Origin of the sequence: Planomonospora alba, from assembly GCF_039534085.1 — a bacterium.
Classification (GTDB): domain Bacteria; phylum Actinomycetota; class Actinomycetes; order Streptosporangiales; family Streptosporangiaceae; genus Planomonospora_B; species Planomonospora_B alba.
In genome coordinates this window covers 93,771-109,409 of sequence record NZ_BAAAUT010000010.1, presented here as the reverse complement: position 1 = coordinate 109,409, position 15,639 = coordinate 93,771, and the positions used below count along the sequence as shown (strand labels likewise).

Genomic DNA, 15,639 nt, shown 5'->3' with positions numbered 1-15,639 from the left:
CCCCGGTTCTCTCATATCAACCGGGCCGGCTCAGAGCAGACGGGTGAAATAGTCCTCCGGCTTCCGGATGATCATTGTGATCTCGTCGTGCGAGTCGGGGATCCGGCCGCGGGAGACGGCCGCGATCACCGAGCACGCGGCGCGCACCAGCGGCCGGTCCGCGGCGGGGCTGCTGGTGCCCAGGAACTCGTCGGTGACCACCAGCCCCCGGGTCAGGCAGTAGGCGCGGATGCCCTCCCGTGAGATGGACGGGCCGTACACCTTGGGCAGCGGTCCCGGCGTGCCGTCCGGGACGAGCCTGTGCCACAGCAGCCGCCGCAGGGGGCGTGGGGTCAGCCGGGCGCACGTGCCGTAGGCCGACTCCCGGTCGCGCATCCGCAGCAGCAGCAGCCCGTTCGTGCGGAGCCCGGCGAGCAGCCGGTCCAGCACGAGCTCGGGGTGCTCCAGGCGCTCCAGCAGGAACGGGACGTAGACGACGTCGAAGGCGCGGGGCGGCACCGGCACCGCGCGCAGGTCGCCCAGCGCCCACGAGGTGAGGTCCCCCCGGGCCGAGGTGGTCGCGCGCACCGCCGGGTGGTCCTCGTCGATCCCGACGACCCTGCTCTCCATCTCCAGGTTCAGCGGGTCGGGCCAGCCGCACCCGGCGATCAGGACGTCGAGCCGGCGCCCGCGCCGCTCGGTCCACTGCTCCAGGATCCGGCGCTCGAAGAGGTCGCCTCGGGTGGCGACCGTTCGCATTCCTCTCATGTAACGCAGAGTAGTCGATTTGTTGCCATACGTCACGCACCTGTCATCCGTTCCCGCGCGCCGCTCCGGGCCAAGTAGGCTTGACGGGCAACCCCCGTGTCATCGCCGTCCGGGGGCCTTATCTGTTTGCCGTCGTGGGGCAGTGGGCGATTCTGTTGAGCCTTTCAGGACTTCTTGACCTTGTGATGGCCGAGCCTGCGCTGGCCTCCGCGCTGGAGGACGCGCGCCTGGGCGCCGCCTCCGACACCGCGCTCGTCGGGCCGCCCGCGCTGCGGCCCTTCGCGGTGGCCGCGCTGGCGCGCGCGGGCTCCGCAGGCGGCGCGCCCGCCGGAGACGCGACCGCGCCGCGGACCGTGCTCGCGGTCACCGCGACCGAGCGCGAGGCCGAGGACCTGGCCGCCGCCGTCTCCAGCCTCCTGGACGAGCACGCGGTCGCCGTCTTCCCCGCCTGGGAGACCCTCCCGCACGAGCGCCTGTCACCGCGCAGCGACACCGTCGGCAAGCGCCTGGCCGTGCTGCGCCGGCTGGCCCACCCCGTCGCGGGCGACCCCGCCGCCGGCCCGCTCCGCGTCGTCGTCGCCCCGGTCCGCGCGGTGCTCCAGCCGATCGTGCGCGGCCTCGGCGACCTGGAGCCGGTACGGCTGCGCGCCGGGGACGACGCCGACCTCGACGACGTCGTGCACGCGCTGGTGGCCGCCGGCTACCACCGGGTGGACATGGTGGAGAAACGCGGCGAGGTCGCGGTCCGGGGCGGTCTGCTGGACGTCTTCCCGCCCACCGAGGAGCACCCGCTCCGGCTGGAGTTCTGGGGCGACACGGTCGAGGAGGTCCGCTGGTTCAAGGTGGCCGACCAGCGCTCGCTGGAGGTCGCCGAGGGCGGATTGTTCGCCCCGCCCTGCCGGGAGCTGCTGCTGTCCGGCGAGGTCCGGGCCAGGGCCGCGGAGCTGGCCGCCGAGCACCCGGCGCTGGCCGAGGTCCTCCAGCAGCTGGCCGAGGGCGTCCCGGTCGAGGGCATGGAGGCGTTCGCGCCCGTGCTGGCCGGGGAGATGGACCTGCTCGTCGACCACCTGCCCGCGCGCGCGGCGGTCTTCGTCTGCGACCCCGAGCGCATCCGCAGCCGCGCCGACGAGCTGGTGCGGACCAGCCAGGAGTTCCTGGAGGCCTCCTGGATCACCGCCGCGGCCGGCGGGCAGGCCCCGATCGACCTGGGGGCGGCGGCCTTCCGCACGCTGGAGGAGGTCCGCGAGCACGCCGGCAAGCTCGGGCAGCCGTGGTGGTCGATCGCGCCGTTCGGCGGCGGCGACGACGGGCTCGGCGCCCGCGACGGCGCGCTGGTCCTGGACGCCCGCGAGGCGGAGGCCTACCGGGGCGACACCCAGCGGGCGCTGGCCGACATCAAGGGCTGGCTGGAGGGCGGCAGGGCCGTCGTGCTGGTCAGCGAGGGCCACGGCCCGGCCGAGCGCATGGTCGAGCTGCTCAAGGGCGTCGACCTGCCCGCCCGCCTGGTCCCCGGCGTCGACCGGGCGCCCGACCCGCACGTCGTGCACGTCACCACGGGCCTGGTCGAGCACGGCTTCGTCAGCCCGTCGCTGGCCGTGCTGACCCACCTCGACCTGGTCGGCCAGAAGGCCTCCACCAAGGACATGCGCCGGCTGCCCAGCCGCCGCCGCAACATGGTGGACCCGCTCCAGCTCAAGGTCGGCGACCACGTGGTGCACGAGCAGCACGGCGTGGGCCGCTACGTCGAGATGGTGCAGCGGACCGTGCAGGGCGCCACCCGCGAGTACCTCGTGATCGAGTACGCCAAGGGCGACCGCCTCTACGTGCCGACCGACCAGCTCGACGAGGTCACCCGCTACGTCGGCGGCGAGGCGCCCACGCTCAACCGGATGGGCGGCGCCGACTGGGCCAAGACCAAGACCCGGGCGAAGAAGGCGGTCAAGGAGATCGCCGGGGAGCTCATCCGACTCTACAGCGCGCGCATGGCCTCGCCGGGGCACGCCTTCGGCCCGGACACGCCGTGGCAGCGGGAGATGGAGGACGCCTTCCCGTACGCCGAGACCGGCGACCAGCTGGCGGCCATCGAGGAGGTCAAGCGCGACATGGAGCGCCCGATCCCGATGGACCGGCTGATCTGCGGCGACGTCGGCTACGGCAAGACCGAGATCGCGGTGCGGGCGGCGTTCAAGGCCGTGCAGGACGGCAAGCAGGTCGCGGTGCTGGTGCCCACCACGCTCCTGGTCCAGCAGCACCTGTCCACCTTCACCGAGCGCTTCTCCGGCTTCCCGCTGAACGTGCGGCCGATGTCGCGCTTCCAGAGCGACGCCGAGGTCGCCGAGACCCTGCGCGGCCTGGCCGACGGCTCGGTGGACGTGGTGATCGGCACCCACCGGCTGCTCTCCCCGGAGACCAGGTTCAAGAGCCTCGGGCTGATCATCATCGACGAGGAGCAGCGCTTCGGCGTCGAGCACAAGGAGGCCATGAAGCGCCTGCGCACGCAGGTCGACGTGCTGGCCATGTCCGCCACGCCGATCCCGCGCACGCTGGAGATGGGCCTGACCGGCATCCGCGAGATGTCGACGATCCTCACCCCGCCGGAGGAGCGCCACCCCATCCTCACCTTCGTCGGCCCCTACGACGAGAACCAGATCGCCGCCGCGATCCGCCGCGAGCTGATGCGCGACGGCCAGGTCTTCTTCGTCCACAACCGGGTCGCGAGCATCAACAAGGTGGCGGCCCGCCTGCACGAGCTGGTCCCCGAGGCGCGCATCGCCGTCGCGCACGGCCAGATGAACGAGCAGCAGCTCGAGAAGATCATGGTGGGCTTCTGGGAGCGGGAGTTCGACGTGCTCGTCTCCACCACGATCGTCGAGTCGGGCCTCGACGTGCCGAACGCCAACACGCTGATCGTGGACCGGGCCGACAACTACGGCCTGTCCCAGCTGCACCAGCTCCGCGGCCGGGTGGGCCGGGGCCGCGAGCGCGGCTACGCCTACTTCCTCTACCCGCCGGAGAAGCCGCTCACCGAGACCGCCCACGAGCGGCTGGCCACCATCGCCCAGCACACCGAGATGGGCGCCGGCATGTACGTCGCGATGAAGGACCTGGAGATCCGCGGCGCCGGCAACATCCTGGGCGCCGAGCAGTCGGGCTTCATCGCGGGCGTCGGCTTCGACCTGTACGTGCGGATGATGAGCGAGGCCGTGCAGGAGCAGAAGGCCAAGCTGGACGGGGGCGAGGTCGAGGAGCGGCCGGAGGTCAAGGTCGAGCTGCCCGTCAACGCGCACATCCCGCACGACTACGTCACCTCCGAGCGGCTCCGCCTGGAGGCCTACAAGCGCGTCGCGGCCGTCTGCACCGACGACGACATCGCGGCGGTCCGCGACGAGCTCACCGACCGGTACGGCAGGCCGCCGGTGGAGGTGGAGAACCTGCTGGCCGTGGCGCGCTTCCGGATCCGCGCGCGCAAGGCCGGCCTCACCGACGTCACCCTGCAGGGCCAGCACATCCGCTTCGCCCCGGTGCAGCTGCGCGACTCCCAGCAGGTCAGGCTCCAGCGGCTCTACCCGAAGGCGCTGCTGAAGCAGGCGACCGGTACGTTGCTGGTGCCCGTGCCCAAGACCAAGCCGCTCGGCGGCCAGCCGCTGCGCGACCTGGAGCTGCTCAGGTGGTGCGGCGACCTGGTCGAGGCGATGTTCCTCGAGAGCGTGCCGGTAAAGTGAATCGGCGTTTGTCGTGAAGGGATCGCAAGTGAAGTCGACTCGAGTGCGCGTCATCCTGGCGGCCGTGGCCGCGGGTGCCGCGCTGACCGCCTGCTCCCCGGCGCAGGCGGGAGCCGTCGCCATCGTGGGCGGCGAGAGGATCAGTGCCGGCGAGCTGGACGCCGGCGTCAAGGAGTTCGAGGCGGCGCGGGCCAGGACCGGCGGCGACACGAGCGGGCTGCGCGGCTCGGTCCCGCAGGCCGTGCTGTCGAACCTGATCTCCATCGAGCAGGTCGGCCAGCTCAGCGAGCGCAACGGCGTCACGGTCACCGAGTCGGAGATCGACGGCTTCCTCGCCCAGTACCGCTCCCAGGCCGGTCAGCAGGTCACGGACGAGCAGATCGCCGTCTCCGTGGGCGCGCCCCCGTCGAAGCTGCGCGACCTGGTCCGCATCACCCTCGCCGAGCAGAAGCTGCTGCAGCGCTTCGGCGCCGGGCAGGACGACGCGTCCCGGCAGGCCGCCTCCCAGAAGCTGGCCAAGGAGGCCGAGACCATCAAGATCGTGCGCAACCCCCGCTACGGCGTGGTCAACCCGCAGGCGCAGAGCGGGGCCGACTACTACGTCGACGCCGGCCGCTTCGGCAGGCTCCAGGCCGCCTCCTAGCACCCGCCCGGCATGGCGCTGATCGTCGTCACCACCTCGCCCCGGGTCGCCCCGGGCCTGCTCGGCCACCGCGCCTGGCAGGTCCTGGCGGCCGGCCCGGTGCGCACGGCCTCGCCGGACCACCCGCACCTGCCGTTCCTGGCCGAGGCCGGGATCGGGGTCGAGGTCGCCGAGCCGGACCCGGCCGCCCTGGTCCGCGAGGCCCGGGAGCGGGACGTGGTCTGGCTGGAGGCCGACGAGGCGCTGATGCGCGCGATCGGCCACGCGGCGCTGGCCCTCGAGGACCCGCCGGTGATCGAGGTCGTGCCCGGCTCGTACGACCTGCCCGGCGCGCGCCTGCTCGACCTGGTGGCGGTGATGGACCGGCTCCGCACCCGCTGCCCGTGGGACGCGGAGCAGACCCACGAGTCGCTGGCGCCGTACCTCATCGAGGAGGCCTACGAGGTGCTGGAGACGATCGAGGAGGGCGACCGGGGCGCGCTCCGCGAGGAGCTCGGCGACCTGCTGCTGCAGGTGGCGTTCCACGCGCGCGTCGCGGCCGAGCGCCCCGCCGAGGAGGGCGGGTTCGACGTCGACGACGTGGCGGCGGGCATCGTGGACAAGCTGGTCCGCCGCCACCCGCACGTGTTCGCCTCCGTCGAGGTGGACGGCGCCGAGCAGGTCAGCGACAACTGGGAGGCCATCAAGGCGGCCGAGCGGGCGGCCAAGAGCGGCGGCGACGCCGGGTCCGCCGTGGACGGCGTGCCGATGGGCCAGCCCGCGCTCTCCCTCACCGCGCAGCTGCTGCGCCGCGCCGCCCGGGTGGGCGCCCCCACCGGCCTGCCGGAGGACGTGCCCGCCGACGGCATCGGCGCGCGGCTGTTCGAGCTGGTACGGCAGGCGCAGGCCGAGGGGCTCGACCCGGAGGCCGAACTGCGGGCGGTGGCGCGCGCCTACCGCGACCGGGTCCGCCGGCACGCCTGATCCGGGAGACCGGACACGCCGGAGCGATCACCCGGTGGGGCGGTAGCCGTACTGAGAAGTAAGGGTCGATAGGCTTTTTCAGCAAACTGTCCTGCGACCTTAGGAGCGCTTCGTGGCTTCCATCGAGGGTGTGCACGCCCGCGAGATCCTTGACTCCCGGGGTAACCCGACGGTCGAGGTCGACATCCTGCTGGACGACGGCAGCGAGGGCCGCGCCGCGGTGCCGAGCGGGGCCTCCACCGGCCAGTTCGAGGCCGTCGAGCTGCGCGACGGGGAGGGCCGCTACGGCGGCAAGGGCGTGGAGAAGGCCGTCCTCGGGGTGACCGACGAGATCGCCGACGAGATCCTCGGCTTCGACGCCGCCGAGCAGCGCAGCATCGACCAGGTCATGATCGACCTCGACGGCACGCCGAACAAGGGTCGGCTGGGCGCCAACGCGATCCTGGGCGTCTCGCTGGCCGTCGCCAAGGCCGCCGCCGAGAGCGCCGAGCTGCCGCTCTTCCGCTACCTCGGCGGGCCGAACGCGCACGTGCTCCCGGTCCCGATGATGAACATCCTGAACGGCGGCGCGCACGCCGACACCAACGTCGACATCCAGGAGTTCATGATCGCACCCGTAGGCGCGGAGACGTTCCGCGAGGCGGTGCGGATGGGCACCGAGGTCTACCACGCCCTCAAGTCCGTGCTCAAGGAGAAGGGCTACGCCACCGGCCTGGGCGACGAGGGCGGCTTCGCGCCGAACCTGCCGTCCAACCGCGACGCCCTCGACCTGATCCTGGTCGCGATCGAGAAGGCCGGCTACACGCCGGGCCAGGACGTGGCGCTCGCCCTCGACGTGGCCGCCTCCGAGTTCCACGGCGACGGCGTCTACACCATCGACGGCAAGGGCCTGTCCTCCACCGAGCTGATCTCCTTCTACGAGGACCTGGTCGCGAACTACCCGCTGGTCTCCATCGAGGACCCGCTGGACGAGAGCGACTGGGAGGGCTGGAACGCCATCACCCGCGCCCTCGGCGACAAGGTCCAGCTCGTCGGCGACGACCTGTTCGTGACCAACCCCGAGCGGCTGGCCCGCGGCATCGCCGAGGGCACCGCCAACGCGCTGCTGGTCAAGGTCAACCAGATCGGCACCCTGACCGAGACCCTCGACGCGGTGGACCTGGCCCACCGCAACGGCTACCGCTGCATGATGAGCCACCGCTCCGGCGAGACCGAGGACACCACCATCGCCGACCTCGCCGTGGCCACCAACTGCGGCCAGATCAAGACCGGCGCCCCGGCCCGCTCCGACCGCGTGGCCAAGTACAACCAGCTGCTGCGCATCGAGGAGCTCCTCGACGACGCCGCCCGTTACGCGGGCCGCGCCGCGTTCCCCCGCTTCACGCGGTAGCTTCGCACCTACGGCCCGCGCCCCCGCCGGGCGCGGGCCGTACGGCGGAGCCGCGACGCGCGGCGCCGCCGTCGACCCGAAGGACCCGCGAGGCGGAGCGTCGTCATGAACAGAGTGAAGCGGCCGCAGCTGACGGGCCGGGCCGCGGTGCTCGCGGTCGTGGTGTGCGCGATCGCGATGAGTCTCGCCTACCCGATCAGGGAGTACATCACGCAGCGCCGCAACATCGCCCAGCTGGAGCAGGAGAAGGCCCGGGAGCTGGCGGCGATCAAGGAGCTGGAGGACCGGCGCAGGCAGCTGCAGGACCCCGGTTACATCAAGCGGCAGGCCCGGGAGCGGCTGTTCTACTGCGACCCCGGTCAGAAGTGCTACGTCGTCATGGACGACGAGCCCGCCGGCGGGACGGGCACGGCCGCGCCGAAGAGGACCGCCACGCCGCCGTGGTACCAGACGCTGTGGGAGTCGGTCGAGGCGGCCGACACCGGAACGGGGCGCAGGGCCCGGACCGGCGACGCCGCCGGGAGGGCCGGTGCGCCGCGGCCCGCGGGCTGAGACCGGCGCGGCTCCCGCGCCGCGCGTGGCGGGGCGGGCGGCCGATAGCCTGGTAGCCGTTCTTCCGTGGGGGTGGTGTGATGGTTGACGACCGCGACGTGGCGGCGGTGGCACAGCAGCTCGGCCGGACGCCGAGAGGGCTGCGGGCGGTGGCGCACCGCTGCCCGTGCGGGCTGCCCGACGTGGTGGAGACCGCGCCGCGCCTGCCGGACGGCTCGCCCTTCCCGACGCTGTTCTACCTGACCTGCCCCCGGGCCAACTCCGCCATCGGCACCCTGGAGAGCACGGGGATGATGCGGGAGATGCGCGCCCGCCTCGCCGAGGATCCGGAGCTGGCCGCGGCCTACCGGGCCGCCCACGAGGACTACGTGGCGCGCCGGGACAAGGCGGCCGCCGAGGAAGGACTGGAGCCGCTGCCCCGGGGCATGCAGAGCAGCGGTGGGATGCCGGACCGGGTCAAGTGCCTGCACGCGCTGGTCGCCCACGAGCTGGCGGCGCCGGGGACCAACCCCTTCGGGCGCGAGGCGCTCGACGCGCTCGGCGCGTGGTGGGCCGACGGGCCGTGCTGCCGCGTGGACGGGCCCGGCACGACCGCCACGACCGACACGACCGTTTCCGAGGAGGGCTCCCGGTGACCCGCGTCGCCGCGATCGACTGTGGCACCAACTCCGTCCGCCTGCTGGTCGCGGACGTCCACTCCGACTCGCTGCACGAGGTGGAGCGGCGGATGGAGATCGTCCGGCTCGGGCAGGGCGTGGACGAGACGGGCAGGCTCGCGCCGGAGGCGCTGGAGCGCACCTTCGCCGCGATGCGGGGCTACGCCGCCCTGATCGAGGGCCACGGGGCCACCGCGGTCCGGGTGGTGGCCACCAGCGCGACCCGGGACGCCGCCAACCGGCAGGACTTCGCCGACGGGGTGCGGGAGATCTTCGGGGTCGAGCCGGAGGTGGTGACCGGCGCGGAGGAGGCGGAGCTGTCGTTCACCGGGGCCACCGGAGACCTGGTGAGCCTGTCTCCCGAGACCGGCCTGCCCACTCCCGTCGGCACCCGCCCGCCGTACCTCGTGGTCGACATCGGCGGGGGCTCCACCGAGTTCGTGATCGGCTCGACGCACGCGGAGGCGGCGCTCTCGGTCGACATCGGCTGCGTCCGGCTGACCGAGCGGCATCTGCGCGGAGCGGGCGACCCGCCCGCGGCCGCGGCCGTCGAGGCGATGGCCGCCGACATCGACGACGCGCTCGACCGGGTCGCGGAGGAGGTGCCGGTGGAGCGGGCGCTGACCATGGTCGGCCTCGCGGGCTCGGTGACCACGGTCGCCGGAATCGTTCTTGAACTGGACGAATACGACCCTGAGCAAATCCATCACGCGCGGATTCCGGCGAATCGGGTGCATGAAATATCGCACCGTTTGCTAGAAATGTCCCATTCTGAGCGGGCGGCCATCCCGGTCATGCATCCCGGCCGCGTCGACGTCATCGGGGCCGGTGCGCTCATTCTCGACCGGATTCTGCAGCGGTACGGCTTCGCCGAGGTCGTCGTCAGCGAGTGCGACATCCTCGACGGGATCGCGTGGTCGCTCGGCAAATCATGACAACATCTGGACAAAAGCACCTCTGTTGTCGTATTGAATGATCCATCCGTTTTATGGTTAGGTAAAGAAGCTTTAGCGAGGCTTTGCCGTGGGGCCCGGCACAGCTGGTGTCGGGGCGGCAACCGTCTCCGGAGCGCAACCGCTTCCTAACGAAACGGAGCATCCCCTCATGAAGTCCGGTCTAGCGAGCAAGCTGGCCGCCGTCGGAGCCGGTGCGGCCATGCTGGCGACGATGACGGCGGGTCTGCTGGCCACGCCCGCAGCGGCGGCCAGCGGTCCGAAGACCCACAAGGCGAAGGCCGCCGTATCGGTGGGCACGCCCAAGGTCTCCCTCTCGAACTACCGCGGCGACTGCCCGGTGAAGGTCACGTTCACCACCAAGATCAAGGTGAAGGTCGCCGACGGCAAGACCAAGGTCGCCTACCGGTGGCTGCGTGGCAACGGTTCCGCGAGCTCGGTCAAGAGCTTCACCGTGGGCAAGGGCGTCAAGTACGTCACGGTGAAGGAGACCCACAAGATCGGCAGCGACACCAAGGGCTGGGAGGCGCTGCAGGTCCTGGCCCCGTACAAGAAGACCTCGCAGAAGTCCTACTTCAAGGTCTCCTGTGACGACGGCTACAAGCACGAGATCGAGGACCCGCGCGTCTACACCAAGGCGTGGGTGGACGAGGGCAACTGCAAGGCCCGCCTCGTGGGCCGCATCAGCACCTCCGGCCACCGCTGGGTGCACTACCGCTGGCTCGTCAACGGCCACGTCGTCGACCGCGGCACGGTGAAGGTGCACGGCTCCACCACGGTCAGCCACCTGATCCGCACCCGCGACAGCCTGCGCGGCTGGGCGGTCCTGCAGGTCGTGGACCCGTACCACACCTCCTCCAACAAGGTCGGCTTCAAGATCTGGTGCAAGGACTGGCACAAGCCGGGCAGGGACTGGCACAAGCCGGGCAAGGACTGGCACAGGCCGGGCAAGCCCCACGCGCCGAAGCCTGACGCCCTGGTCAAGGTCGGCCACGTGTCCGTGAACCACACTGCGGCCGAGTGCCCGCAGGCGAACGTGACCGCCGCCGGCAGCATCTACTCCAGCGGCCCGGCCAAGGTCCGCTACGAGTGGGTCGTCAACGGCAAGGCCGTCGGTGGCGGCCACCTGACCTTCGACGGCTCCGGCACCAAGACCGTCTCGTACAGCGGGGCGTCGGACGGCCTGAAGGGTGGCGTCGTCGAGCTGCGGGTCGACGGCGACTCCAAGTCGGGCAGCTACGGCGCGGCCTGCGCCGCGCCCGAGAAGCCCGCGGACAAGACCGAGGACAAGCCGGCTCCGGCCCCGGAGGCCTCCGAGACCAAGGCGCCCGGCGCCTGAGTCCCGCGGGGACGCCTCGGCTGAGGGAGACCTGAGCCGGGGGAGAACGTGAAGGAGGCGGCGCCCGCTCCGTGCGGGCGCCGCCTTCTGCCGTTCCCGGGGCCCTGCGTGCCGTCCTCCGGGGACCCGTCGCCCCGGTCCGCCCGGATCCGCGGCTCCGGCGGTGCGGCGGCGGTGGGGAGCGGCGGCCGGCCGGGACGCGGCCACGCCTGGGAAGCGGGACGGGTCCCGGCCGGGCGGTGGCACGATCGGAGGCATGACCTTCGTTCCTCCGGGGTCCGGCTGGCCGGACGATCCCGCACGGCCCGACACCCCCGTCGCGCACGATCCCGCGCAGGTGCGGGAGCTCGCCGCCGCGAGCCGCACACTCGCCGACCTCACCGCCCGGCAGTCGGTCTGCCGGGCCTGTCCGCGCCTGGTGGAGTGGCGCGAGGAGGTCGCCACGGTCAGGCGGCGGGCGTTCGCCGAGGAGACCTACTGGGGCAGGCCCATCGCCGGCTGGGGGGAGGAGAGGCCGGAGGTGCTGATCGTGGGGCTGGCCCCGGCCGCGCACGGCGGCAACCGCACCGGCCGGATCTTCACCGGCGACCGGAGCGGGGACTGGCTGTTCGCCTCGCTGTACCGGACCGGCCTCGCCGCGCAGGAGACCAGCGTGCGGGCGGGGGACGGGCAGCGGCTGGTCGGCGCGCGGATGGCCGCGGCGGTGCGGTGCGCACCGCCCGCCAACAAGCCGACGCCGCAGGAGCGGGCCGCCTGCTTCCCCTGGCTGGCCCGGGAGATCCGGCTCGTCGCGGAGAGCCTGCGGGTGGTGGTGGCCCTGGGCGGATTCGCCTGGCAGGCCGTCTGGCCCGCGCTGGGGGAGGCGGGGTACGTCCTGCCGCGGCCCCGGCCCGCCTTCGGGCACGGCGCCGAGGTCGAGCTCTCCCGCGACGGAAGTTCGGCGCATCTTCTGGGGTGTTACCACCCCAGCCAGCAGAACACCTTCACCGGCCGGGTGACCGCCGCGATGCTCGACGAGGTCTTCACCAGGGCCAATACGCTGCGTGGCCTGTGAGGTCTATCACAAAAGGGAACAAATCTCGAATTTTCCTCTGTAATGACGATCAAATAGTGCTCTTTACGTAAATTTGGGCGAAGTTGCCAGGGAGGCTCCTGGCGTCCTCGCGACGGCGGACGTATGCTTGTGAAAGCTTTCACAAACCCCCCGACCTAAGGATGGCGCCGAAGTGAATCCCGACTCCAAGCACATCGTGGTCGTCGGTGGGGGCTACGTCGGCCTCTACACCGTGCTGCGGCTGCAGCGCACGCTCCGCCGGGAGCTGCGCGAGGGCCGTGTGCGCATCACCGTCCTGACCCCCGAGTCGCACATGACCTACCAGCCGTTCCTCCCGGAGGCCGCGGCCGGCAACCTCTCGCCCCGCCACGTGGTGGTCCCGCTCCGGCGGGTCCTGCGCAAGGCGACGATCCTCAACGGCAAGGTCGCCAAGGTCGACCACGCCTCCCGCAAGGTGCTCTTCGAGCCGAACGTCGGCACTCCTTACGAGATCGGCTACGACATCGTGGTGATGGCGGCGGGCTCGGTCTCCCGCACGCTGCCCGTCCCGGGGCTGGCGGACTCCGCGATCGGCTTCAAGACGGTGGGGGAGGCGATCGCCCTGCGCAACCGGGTGCTCGGCCTGCTCGACCGGGCGGAGACCAACGAGGACGAGGCCCTGCGCCGCCGGGCGCTGACGTTCGTCGTGGTCGGGGGCGGCTTCGCGGGCATCGAGGCGCTGGCCGAGCTGGAGGACATGGCGCTCGACGCGGTCCGCTACTACCACAACGTCAAGCGTGAGGACCTGCGCTGGGTCCTGGTCGAGGCCACCGACCGGATCCTGCCCGAGGTCGGGCCGGAGATGGGCCGGTGGACCGCCGAGCAGCTCCGGGAGCGTGGCATCGAGGTCAAGATGAACACCCGCCTGGAGTCCTGCGTGGGCGGCCACGTCAAGCTCTCCGACGGCGACGAGTTCGAGGCGGCCACCATCGTGTGGACCGCCGGCGTCAAGCCCAGCCCGGTGGTGAACGCGGGCGACCTGCCGCTCGACGAGCGCGGCCGGATCAAGACGACCACGCGGCTGACCGTGGCAGGGACCACCGGCGCGTTCGCCGCGGGCGACGTGGCCGGGGTGCCCGACGTGACCAACCCGGGCCAGTACTGCGCGCCCAACGCCCAGCACGCGGTCCGCCAGGCCAAGGTGCTGGCCGACAACATCACCCGCCACCTGCGCGGTGAGGAGCTGGCCGACTACCGGCACAAGTACGTCGGATCGGTCGCCGGCCTGGGCCTGCACAAGGGCGTCGCCAACGTCTACGGCGTCAAGCTGCGCGGCCTGCCCGCGTGGTTCATGCACCGCACCTACCACCTGTCGCGGGTGCCGACCCTCAACCGGAAGGTCCGTGTGATGGCGGACTGGACGCTGGCGCTGTTCTTCAAGCGCGAGACGGTCTCGCTCGGGGAGCTGGAGGAGCCGCGCGCCGAGTTCAAGGCCGCCGCGGCGGCCTGAGCCTCCCGCGCCGGGGCCCGCGGCCCGGCCCGGACCTTCCGGGCCGGGCCGCGGGCCCGGCCGGCGGTGAGAGGTGCGACGGATGGGAAGAACGGTTACGCCCGGGTGGTCCGTTACGTATGATTGCGGCGCCCCCGTAGCCCAATGGCAGAGGCACACCCCTTAAAAGGGTCGAGGTGCGGGTTCGAGTCCCGCCGGGGGCACTCGTGCCGGCCGTCCTCCGAGCGCGCGCGGCGCCGCCCTCCCCGGCGGGCCGCAGGCTCCTGTGAGATCGCCGGCGAGGCGGGAACTCGGGAGGGGCACCGGTCGTTGAGAGTGACGGCGGTAGCCGTACGGCCACTCGCGCATGATGATATAAGCACGATACGGCTGTGTGACGACCGATCTAATACGCTGATCGCGTAGGTCGCAGCGTGGAGGCAGCGATGGAGAGCAAGAACCCCGTATTCAAGCGGCAGCCCCAGGGCCACCAGGCCTGGGGCGCGCCGACCCCGACCCCCGAGCAGCTGCAGGGCATGTACGACGCCCCGGCGTACGCGCAGCACGCTCCGCCCGCCTACCGGGCGATGACGATCGACGACGTGGTCGTGCGGGGCTTCATGACCCTCGGCACGCTGGTCGTCGCGGCCGCCGCGGCCTGGGTGCTCAACCTCGGCTGGGGCGCGGCGATCGCCGGTGTGATCGTCGGCCTGATCCTGGCGCTGGTCATCTCGTTCAAGCAGAGCACCAACCCGGCGCTGATCCTCGGCTACTCGGTCGCCTACGGCGTCGCCGTCGGCGTGGTCAGCCACCTGATGGAGAACTTCTTCCCGGGCATCGTCATCCAGGCGGTCCTCGGCACGGCCCTGGCCTTCGGCGCCATGCTGACGGTCTACGCGCTGCGCATCGTCCGGGTGACGCCGAAGTTCACCAAGTTCGTCGTGGCGGCCTCCCTCGGCCTCCTCGGCGCGCTGCTGGTCAACTGGGTCGCGAGCTTCTTCGTCGAGGGCGGCCTCGGCCTCCGCGAGGCCGGCCCGATCGGTTACGCGGTCAGCGCCGCGGCGATCCTGCTGGGCTGCTTCTTCCTGCTCCTCGACTTCAACCAGGTCGAGGAGGGCGTCCGGGCGGGCGTCCCGGCGAAGTACTCCTGGCTGATGGCCTTCGGCCTGACGGTGACCCTGGTCTGGATCTACATGGAGGTCCTGCGCCTGCTGAGCTACTTCAGCAGCAGCGACTGACCGCCGCTCCGTAATAAACGGATAAACCCCGCCGGACAACCTCCGGCGGGGTTTTTTCATGACAAAACGGGCATAACCTGCGTAAAACGCAGTCGGAGGTCGACGGCGTGCAACAGGAGACCCTCCCCAGGTCTTGTAATCCCGGGTGTCGTGAGGCACTGTCAAGCAAAGGAGGCCTTACCCGTGGAGGAATCCATGCCGCTGAACCACTCGATGGAGACGCACCACAAGCTGATCGCCAGGGTCCCGGACATCACGGGGCGTGCGCTCCCCGAGTGGTTCCAAGCTCTCGACAACGGCCCGTCGTTCCTCCGCTGTGAGGAGCGCGCCAACTGGCTCGCCGCCGAGCACGGGCTGACCCACGGCTACGCCGCCGCCATCGTGCACGAGCACGAGCGGCACCGCCGCCAGCACCTGTAAACCATCGGTCCCCGCCCCAGGACTCCGCCGCCACCGGTGGCGGAGTCCTCCCACGCGCGGCGATGATGGGCCCATGGATCTCGACAGGGCACGTGAGTTCATCCGGAGCAACCACCGGGCGGTGATGCTGACCCGGCACGCCGACGGCCGGCCCCAGCTGTCCCCCGTCACGGTGGGGCTGGACGCCCAGGGGCGCCCCGTGATCAGCACGAGGGAGACGGCGGCGAAGGTCCGCAACCTCCGCAGGGACCCGCGGGTGGCGCTCTGCGTGATGACGGACGCCTTCTTCGGCGAGTGGATCCAGATCGAGGGCACGGCCGAGATCGTCTCGCTGCCGGAGGCGATGGACCTCCTGGTCTCCTACTACCGCGACATCTCCGGCGAGCACCCCGACTGGGACGACTACCGGGCGGCGATGGAGCGGGACCGGCGGGTGATCGTGAGGATCGACCTCACCCGCGCCGGTCCCGACGCCCACGGCTGACCGCCTCGGC

14 protein-coding genes and 1 tRNA gene are annotated in these 15,639 nt (G+C 71.8%); 14 read left to right on the top strand and 1 reads right to left on the bottom strand.

Translation table 11 applies throughout. From position 1 onward, the window contains the following. Nucleotides 1-30: 30 nt before the first annotated feature. A complete protein-coding gene (locus tag ABD823_RS08180) occupies nucleotides 31-747 on the bottom strand; it encodes a class I SAM-dependent methyltransferase (protein ID WP_344857442.1) in 717 nt (238 codons plus the stop codon). Between the two features lie 185 nt (nucleotides 748-932). On the opposite strand from ABD823_RS08180, the gene mfd reads away from it, so the two are divergent. The 14 genes from mfd to ABD823_RS08110 all read left to right on the top strand — a co-directional run bounded on the left by mfd (nucleotide 933) and on the right by ABD823_RS08110 (nucleotide 15,629). After that, the gene (gene mfd / locus ABD823_RS08175; protein WP_344857440.1) at nucleotides 933-4,469 is read left to right on the top strand and encodes a transcription-repair coupling factor; all 3,537 of its coding nucleotides are present in this window, start codon (nucleotides 933-935) and stop codon (nucleotides 4,467-4,469) included. Nucleotides 4,470-4,497: 28 nt separating this feature from the next. After that, nucleotides 4,498-5,112, top strand: coding sequence for a SurA N-terminal domain-containing protein (locus tag ABD823_RS08170; RefSeq protein ID WP_344857438.1), 615 nt, complete (start codon nucleotides 4,498-4,500; stop codon nucleotides 5,110-5,112). Nucleotides 5,113-5,124: 12 nt separating this feature from the next. Further along, complete coding sequence (locus ABD823_RS08165) at nucleotides 5,125-6,075, top strand: nucleoside triphosphate pyrophosphohydrolase (protein ID WP_344857436.1); 951 nt, start codon at nucleotides 5,125-5,127, stop codon at nucleotides 6,073-6,075. Between the two features lie 112 nt (nucleotides 6,076-6,187). Next, nucleotides 6,188-7,465: a phosphopyruvate hydratase gene (eno, locus tag ABD823_RS08160; protein WP_344857434.1), complete on the top strand. Its 1,278-nt coding sequence runs from the start codon at nucleotides 6,188-6,190 to the stop codon at nucleotides 7,463-7,465. 105 nt (nucleotides 7,466-7,570) lie between these two features. Beyond that, nucleotides 7,571-8,017: an FtsB family cell division protein gene (locus ABD823_RS08155; protein WP_344857432.1), complete on the top strand. Its 447-nt coding sequence runs from the start codon at nucleotides 7,571-7,573 to the stop codon at nucleotides 8,015-8,017. A gap of 80 nt (nucleotides 8,018-8,097) precedes the next feature. Beyond that, nucleotides 8,098-8,652, top strand: coding sequence for a DUF501 domain-containing protein (locus tag ABD823_RS08150; protein ID WP_344857430.1), 555 nt, complete (start codon nucleotides 8,098-8,100; stop codon nucleotides 8,650-8,652). Next, nucleotides 8,649-9,608: a Ppx/GppA phosphatase family protein gene (locus tag ABD823_RS08145; protein WP_344857428.1), complete on the top strand. Its 960-nt coding sequence runs from the start codon at nucleotides 8,649-8,651 to the stop codon at nucleotides 9,606-9,608. Before ABD823_RS08150 ends, ABD823_RS08145 begins: the two co-directional genes overlap by 4 nt. Before the next feature lie 169 nt (nucleotides 9,609-9,777). Then, nucleotides 9,778-10,965: a hypothetical protein gene (locus ABD823_RS08140; protein ID WP_344857426.1), complete on the top strand. Its 1,188-nt coding sequence runs from the start codon at nucleotides 9,778-9,780 to the stop codon at nucleotides 10,963-10,965. Nucleotides 10,966-11,221: 256 nt separating this feature from the next. After that, nucleotides 11,222-12,019: a uracil-DNA glycosylase gene (locus tag ABD823_RS08135; RefSeq protein ID WP_344857424.1), complete on the top strand. Its 798-nt coding sequence runs from the start codon at nucleotides 11,222-11,224 to the stop codon at nucleotides 12,017-12,019. Nucleotides 12,020-12,191: 172 nt separating this feature from the next. Further along, complete coding sequence (locus ABD823_RS08130) at nucleotides 12,192-13,508, top strand: NAD(P)/FAD-dependent oxidoreductase (RefSeq protein WP_344857422.1); 1,317 nt, start codon at nucleotides 12,192-12,194, stop codon at nucleotides 13,506-13,508. 130 nt (nucleotides 13,509-13,638) lie between these two features. Beyond that, a tRNA-Leu gene (locus ABD823_RS08125) sits at nucleotides 13,639-13,711 on the top strand. Nucleotides 13,712-13,933: 222 nt separating this feature from the next. Continuing rightward, complete coding sequence (locus ABD823_RS08120) at nucleotides 13,934-14,725, top strand: Bax inhibitor-1/YccA family protein (RefSeq protein WP_344857420.1); 792 nt, start codon at nucleotides 13,934-13,936, stop codon at nucleotides 14,723-14,725. A 183-nt stretch (nucleotides 14,726-14,908) separates the two neighbouring features. Then, entirely contained in the window at nucleotides 14,909-15,145 is a 237-nt protein-coding gene (locus ABD823_RS08115; protein WP_425566579.1) for a DUF4287 domain-containing protein, read from the top strand. 73 nt (nucleotides 15,146-15,218) lie between these two features. Continuing rightward, entirely contained in the window at nucleotides 15,219-15,629 is a 411-nt protein-coding gene (locus tag ABD823_RS08110) for a PPOX class F420-dependent oxidoreductase (protein WP_344857418.1), read from the top strand. Nucleotides 15,630-15,639 lie beyond the last annotated feature (10 nt).